Source organism: Aeromicrobium sp. PFPM2_SD2 (assembly GCF_057364525.1).
The window spans coordinates 1-6,441 of record NZ_JBNFNZ010000113.1 but is presented as its reverse complement, the minus strand read 5'-3'; the positions used below and the strand labels follow the sequence as shown (position 1 = coordinate 6,441).

The 6,441-nt window shown below is 72.3% G+C and carries 6 protein-coding genes and 2 pseudogenes; 1 reads left to right on the top strand and 7 read right to left on the bottom strand.

What is annotated here, in order from left to right; translation table 11 throughout:
- The 4 genes and pseudogenes from AC2W7G_RS07370 to ahcY all read right to left on the bottom strand — a co-directional run.
- A partial coding sequence (locus AC2W7G_RS07370; RefSeq protein WP_485867858.1) for a histidine kinase dimerization/phospho-acceptor domain-containing protein occupies positions 1-1,168 on the bottom strand: 1,168 nt, incomplete at its 3' end.
- A 4-nt stretch (positions 1,169-1,172) separates the two neighbouring features.
- The gene (locus AC2W7G_RS07365; RefSeq protein WP_485867857.1) at positions 1,173-1,481 is read right to left on the bottom strand and encodes a winged helix-turn-helix domain-containing protein; all 309 of its coding nucleotides are present in this window, start codon (positions 1,479-1,481) and stop codon (positions 1,173-1,175) included.
- Positions 1,439-1,882: a response regulator gene (locus AC2W7G_RS07360; RefSeq protein WP_485867856.1), complete on the bottom strand. Its 444-nt coding sequence runs from the start codon at positions 1,880-1,882 to the stop codon at positions 1,439-1,441. Before AC2W7G_RS07360 ends, AC2W7G_RS07365 begins: the two co-directional genes overlap by 43 nt.
- Before the next feature lie 25 nt (positions 1,883-1,907).
- Positions 1,908-3,337, bottom strand: a pseudogene (ahcY, locus tag AC2W7G_RS07355) (adenosylhomocysteinase).
- 240 nt (positions 3,338-3,577) lie between these two features.
- Between ahcY and AC2W7G_RS07350 the strand changes: the two are divergent.
- A complete protein-coding gene (locus AC2W7G_RS07350) occupies positions 3,578-4,438 on the top strand; it encodes a DUF808 domain-containing protein (protein WP_485867855.1) in 861 nt (286 codons plus the stop codon).
- Between the two features lie 9 nt (positions 4,439-4,447).
- Here AC2W7G_RS07350 and AC2W7G_RS07345 read toward each other — a convergent pair whose 3' ends face one another.
- From AC2W7G_RS07345 to AC2W7G_RS07335, 3 genes and pseudogenes are all read right to left on the bottom strand, one after another.
- Positions 4,448-4,618: a Trm112 family protein gene (locus tag AC2W7G_RS07345; protein WP_485867859.1), complete on the bottom strand. Its 171-nt coding sequence runs from the start codon at positions 4,616-4,618 to the stop codon at positions 4,448-4,450.
- Positions 4,615-5,955, bottom strand: a complete 1,341-nt coding sequence (locus AC2W7G_RS07340; RefSeq protein ID WP_485867854.1) for a phosphomannomutase/phosphoglucomutase — start codon at positions 5,953-5,955, stop codon at positions 4,615-4,617. Before AC2W7G_RS07340 ends, AC2W7G_RS07345 begins: the two co-directional genes overlap by 4 nt.
- A 64-nt stretch (positions 5,956-6,019) precedes the next feature.
- A pseudogene (locus AC2W7G_RS07335) lies at positions 6,020-6,315 on the bottom strand (DUF3499 domain-containing protein); the annotation flags it as partial.
- Between the last annotated feature and the right edge of the window lie 126 nt (positions 6,316-6,441).

Genomic DNA, 6,441 nt, shown 5'->3' with positions numbered 1-6,441 from the left:
GACCACCACCGGGCGCTCGACCCCCTCCAGGTCGACCTTGATGTCGGCGGCGCGCAGCACCGGGGCTGTCGGCCACGTCCCGCGCGACCTGCGCCAGGTCCACCGAGTCCAGCTCGAGCTGCGCGGCGCCGGCGTCGAACCGGCTGAGGTCGAGCAGGTCCGAGAGCAGCTCCTCGAAGCGCTCGATCTCGGCGGTCAGCAGCTCCGCGGCCCGGGCGGTGGCCGGGTCGAAGCGGTCGCGCGCCTGGTGCAGCACCTCGCCGGCCATGCGGACGGTCGTCAGCGGCGTGCGCAGCTCGTGCGAGACGTCCGAGACGAAGCGCTGCTGGAGCCGCGAGAGGTTCTCCAGCCGCCGGATCTGGCTCTGCAGGCTGGCGGCCATCTGGTTGAACGACGTGCTGAGCCGGGCGATGTCGTCCTCGCCGCGCACGTGCATGCGCTGCTCGAGGTTGCCCGCGGCGTAGCGCTCGGCGATGCGGCGGGCCAGCCGGACCGGGTTCACGACCTGGCGCGAGATGATCCAGGCGACGCCGGCGACGAGCAGCACCATCGCCACGCCGCCGAGCAGCAGCGCCCGGCGCACCAGCGAGAGCGTCTGCTCCTGCTCGGCCATCGAGAAGACGTAGTAGAGGGCGTAGGCGTCGCCCGTGCTGGGGACGTTGAGCCGTCCGCCCACGACGACCGCCGGGGCGTCCTCGCCGACGGTGGGGGCGCTGGCAGTCGTGTACGACCAGAAGACGCCGCCGTCGTCGCGCACGGACGCGCGCAGGCGCCGCGGCACCGTCGCCTCGTCGAACGGCACCGAGGAGCGCACGGCCGACGTGGTGCCCGAGGCGAGCGGCCCCTCGAGCACGAGGTCGTAGGGGCGTGTCTCGGGGCTGGTGACCGACAGGTCGTCGACCATCTCGGCCAGGGTCTGGGACTGCGACGCCCCGTCGGCGGTCTCGACGGCGGCGTCGAGCTGCACCTGCGCGGCCTCGAAGCCGGCGCGGGCCTCGGAGACGGCGACGTCGCGGCGGCCCTCGGCGAGCCCGTCGGCGACGTTGCGCACCAGGGCCCACCCGGTCAGGCCGATGACGATCGCGCTGAGCACGAGGGTGCTGGCCACGACGCGGAACTGCAGCGACCGGCGCCACAGGCCGGCCGGCGTCCTCACCGGACCGGCCACGGGGTCACGCCGACCCGGCGTCGGGCAGGACGGCCTGGTAGCCGATCCCGCGGACGGTGCGGATGACCCGGGGGTCGTCCGCGTCGTCCTCGATCTTGCTGCGCAGCCGCGTCATGTGGACGTTGACCAGCTTGGTGTCGCCCGGGTGGTGGTAGCCCCACACCCGCTCGAGCAGCACCTCGCGGCTGAACACCTGCTCGGGCGTGCCCAGCAGGCAGGCGAGCAGGTCGAACTCCAGCGGTGTGAGGTCCAGCGCCTGGCCGGCGCGGGTCACCGTGTGGGCGGCCGGGTCGAGCACGATGTCGCCGAACACGAGCGGCTCGGCGAGCCGGTCGGTGCGGCGCAGCGGGCCCGGATGCGCGCCACGAGCTCGGAGCTCTTGAACGGCTTGGTGATGTAGTCGTCCGCCCCCGCCTCCAGGCCCTGCACGACGTCGGTCGTCTCGGCCTTGGCCGTGAGCATGACGATCGGGACGCCGGAGCGCTCCCGGATGCGCCGGCAGACGCTCATGCCGTCCAGCCCCGGCAGCATGAGGTCGAGCAGGACGATGTCGGGCTTGAACTCGGCGAACCGGTCCAGGACCTGGTCACCGGAGGAGCACACCTCGGTGACCAGGCCCTCGCCCTCGAGCACGATCGTGAGCATCTCGGCCAGCGCGGCGTCGTCGTCGACGACGAGCACCCGGTCGGGATTCGTCCTGCGGCGGTAGCTCATGGCGTGCGGGGGTCGTGCCGGTGGCTCAGTAGCGGTAGTGGTCGGACTTGTACGGCCCGGCGACGTCGACGCCGAGGTACTCGGCCTGCTCCTTGGTCAGCTCGGTGAGCTGGACGCCGAGGGCGTCGAGGTGCAGGCGGGCGACCTCCTCGTCCAGGTGCTTGGGCAGCACGTGGACGCCGAGCTCGTACTGGTCGGCCTTGGTGAACAGCTCGATCTGGGCCAGGACCTGGTTGGTGAACGAGTTGGACATGACGAACGACGGGTGGCCGGTCGCGTTGCCCAGGTTCAGCAGACGGCCCTCGGACAGCACGATGATCTTGCGGCCGTCGGGGAACTGCCAGACGTCGACCTGCGGCTTGATCGTCGTGCGCGTGATGCCGGGGACCTTCGACAGCGCGGCCATGTCGATCTCGTTGTCGAAGTGGCCGATGTTGCCGACGATGGCCTGGTTCTTCATCTGCTCGAAGTGCTCGAGGCGGACGATGTCCTTGTTGCCGGTGGCTGTGATGATGATGTCGGCCTGGCCGACGACGCTCTCGAGGTCGCGACCTGGTAGCCGTCCATGGCCGCCTGCAGCGCGCAGATCGGGTCGATCTCGGTGACGATGACGCGGGCGCCCTGGCCGCGCAGCGACTCCGCGCAGCCCTTGCCGACGTCGCCGTAGCCGCACACGACCGCGACCTTGCCGCCGATGAGGACGTCGGTGGCGCGGTTGATGCCGTCGACCAGCGAGTGGCGGCAGCCGTACTTGTTGTCGAACTTGCTCTTGGTGACCGAGTCGTTGACGTTGATCGCCGGGAACAGCAGCGAGCCGTCCTGGAAGCGCTCGTACAGGCGCAGGACGCCGGTGGTGGTCTCCTCGGTGACGCCCTGGACGCTCTCGCCGATCTTCGTCCAGCGCTGCGGGTCCTGCTCCTGGGCCCGGGCCAGGACGCGCAGGACCTCCTTGAGCTCGGGGTTGTCGGTGGTGTCGGGCGAGGGCACGACGCCGGTCTTCTCGTACTCGACGCCCAGGTGCAGCAGCAGGGTCGCGTCGCCACCGTCGTCCAGGATCATGTTGGGGGTCTGGCCGTTCGGCCAGACGAGGATCTGCTCGGCCAGGTCCCAGTACTCGGCCAGGGTCTCGCCCTTCCAGGCGAAGACCGGGACGCCCTGCGGGTCCTCGGGGGTGCCGTCACGGCCGACGACGATCGCGGCGGCGGCGTGGTCCTGCGTGGAGAAGATGTTGCAGCTCGCCCAGCGCACCTCGGCACCCAGGTCGACCAGCGTCTCGATGAGCACGGCGGTCTGGATGGTCATGTGCAGGGAGCCGGCGATGCGGGCACCCTTCAGCGGCTTGCTGGCGCCGTAGCGCTCGCGCATGGCCATGAGGCCCGGCATCTCGTGCTCGGCGAGCGTGATCTCGGCGCGCCCGTACTCGGCGAGGGACAGGTCGGCGACGTTGAAATCCATGAGCGACAGCGTATCTCCCCGCGCGAAGGCCGCCCGCTCCGACGGTCGCCGGGGGCTCGTGGCGCGACCGGGCGGTCCGGGACTGCCATGCTGGGAGGCGACCGCACGACCGAAGGAACGCCATGCCCCAGCACCCGTCCCGTCCCCCGGCCGCCCGGAGCCCCCGGTGAGCGCCGGCCTGTTCGGCCTGCTCGACGACGTCGCCGCCTCGCGCGGCTCGCCGCCGCGTCCGTCGACGACGTGGGGGCCGCCGCGGCGAAGGCGACCGCCAAGGCCACCGGCGTCGTCATCGACGACACGGCCGTGACGCCGCAGTACGTCCGCGGCCTGGCCGCCGAGCGCGAGGTGCCGATCGTCAAGCGCATCGCGAAGGGCTCGCTGCGCAACAAGCTGCTGGTGATCCTGCCGCTGGCCCTGCTCATGAGCCAGTTCGCCGAGTGGCTGCTGACCCCGATCCTCATGCTGGGCGGCACGTACCTGTGCTACGAGGCGGCGCACAAGATCCACGGCGCCCTGTTCGGCCACGGCCACGCCGACGCCGCGGAGGTGCAGCGCTCCGAGGACGAGATCGTCTCCTCGGCCGTCCGCACCGACCTCATCCTCAGCGCCGAGATCATGGTGCTCTCGCTCAACGAGGTGGCGAGCGAGGGCTTCTGGTCGCGGCTGGCGATCCTGCTCGTGGTGGCGTTCGTCATCACCGCCGTCGTCTACGGCGTGGTCGCGCTCATCGTGAAGATGGACGACGCCGGCCTGGCCCTGGCCCAGCGCGGGCAGGGCGCCGTCGCCGGCTTCGGCCGCGGCCTCGTGCGGGCCATGCCCAAGGTGCTCACCGTGCTGTCGGTGGTCGGCACCGCCGCGATGCTGTGGGTCGGCGGCCACATCCTGCTCGTCGGCGTGGACGACCTGGGCTGGCACGGCCCGTACGAGCTCGTGCACCACGTCGAGGAGGCCGCCCACGACGCCGTCTCCGGCGTCGGCGCCGTGCTCGGCTGGCTGGCCAACACCGCCGCGTCGGCCGTGGTCGGCCTGGTGGTCGGCGTCGTCGTGCTGGGCGTGGTCATGCTCGTCCAGCGGCTGCGCAGCGCTCCGGCCGCGCACTGACGCGGCGGGTCAGGCGACCGGACGGGCCTCGTCGATCAGCATGACCGGGATGTCGTCGCGCACCGGGTAGGCCAGCGAGCAGGCGTTGCACACCAGCTCGCTGCGGTCGTCGTCCACGAACAGCGTCGAGCGGCACTGCGGGCACACGAGGATGTCGAGCAGGCCCGGGTCGATGTTCATGCGGTGTCTCCCGATCGGATGAGACCGAGCACCTCGTCGCGCACCCGCGCCATGGTCGCCTCGTCGGCGCCCTCGACGTTGAGGCGCAGCAGCGGCTCGGTGTTGGACTTGCGGACGTTGAACCACCAGTCGGCGGCGGTCACGGTGAGGCCGTCGAGCGTGTCCTGGTCGTGCTCGGCGTACGTCGTGCGCAGCCGCTCCAGGACGGCGTCGGCGTCGTCGACGGTGCTGTTGATCTCGCCCGAGGACGGGTAGCGGTCGTACTGGGCCATGAGCTCGGAGACCGTGCCCTCGGTCTCGGCCAGCGCGGCCAGCACGTGCAGCGCGGCGATCATGCCGGAGTCGGCCAGGTAGAAGTCGCGGAAGTAGAAGTGGCCGGAGTGCTCGCCGCCGAAGACGGCGCCGGTGCGGGCCATCTCGGCCTTGATGAGCGAGTGGCCGACCGGCGTGCGCACCGGCGTGCCGCCGTGCTCGGCGATGATCTCGGGCACCGCCCGCGAGCAGATGACGTTGTGCAGGATCGTGGCCCCGGGGTGCTCGCGCAGGGCGCGGGCGCCGATGAGGGCGGTGATGGCCGACGGCGACACGACCTCGCCGCGCTCGTCGACCACGAAGCAGCGGTCGGCGTCGCCGTCGAAGGCCAGGCCCACGTCGGCGCCCGTGGAGCGCACCCGGTCCTGCAGGTCGACCAGGGTGCTGTGGTCGAGCGGGTTCGCCTCGTGGTTCGGGAACGTGCCGTCGAGCTCGAAGTACAGCGCGGTGAGGTCGACGTCCAGGTCGGCGAAGACCGACGGGACGGTGTGCCCGGCCATGCCGTTGCCGGCGTCGGCGACGACCGAGAGCCGGCGTCCGGTGACGGGCACCAGCCGGTGCAGGTACGCGGCGTAGCGGCTCAGCGCGTCGAGGTTCTCGACGCCGCCGGTGGCGGGCGGGACCTGCTCGCGGTCGAGCAGCTCGGCGGCCCGGTCGGCGATCGCGCGCAGGCCCGTCTCGAGGCCGATCGGGCGGGCGCCGGCACGGCACAGCTTGAGCCCGTTGTAGACGGCCGGGTTGTGGCTCGCGGTGACCATGCAGCCGGGCAGGTCGAGGTCGCCGGAGGCGAAGTACAGCATGTCGGTGGACGCCAGGCCGATCTCGACGACGTCGGCGCCGGTGGAGCGGACGCCCTCGCCGAACGCGCGGGCCAGCACGGGGGACGTGTCGCGCATGTCGTGACCGACCACCACCCGGCCACCGCCGGCGACGCCGACCTCGTGGGCGAAGGCCTCGCCCAGGGTGCGGGCGAGGGTGGCGTCCAGCTGCTCGGGCGAGCGGCCGCGGACGTCGTAGGCCTTCACGATCGGCTCGAGCGGGGTCCATGCTGCTACTCCTCGTCGTCGGGGCGGGCACGAGCCGCAGCCCCGGCGCGGGGTCGGCGTCGGGCACCGGGCGACCGGCCTCGCGCACCGCGTCGGCCAGGGCGAGCAGGTCGTCGTGCGAGGGCTCCAGCGTGGCAGGGTCCGGCGCGAGCCGCAGCACGTCCCACCGCGCGGGGCGGACAGTCGCTGGGAGTGGGCCGCGCACAGGTCGTAGGTGTGCGGCTCGGCGTACGTGGCCAGCGGACCGAGGACGGCGGTCTGGTCGGCGTAGACGTACGTCAGGGTGGCGACGGCCGGCTCCGAGCACGCCGTCCTGGTGCACCTCCGCTTCGTCGCCACCCGGGAAGGTTAACCGGCGGGGACGACAGCCTGCGCACGCGGCGCGCCGTATGCTCGCCGGCGTGGACCTGTACAGGGGCGTCGTGGCCGGACCGCGGGGCGGGTCGATGCGCGACCGCCGCGGCC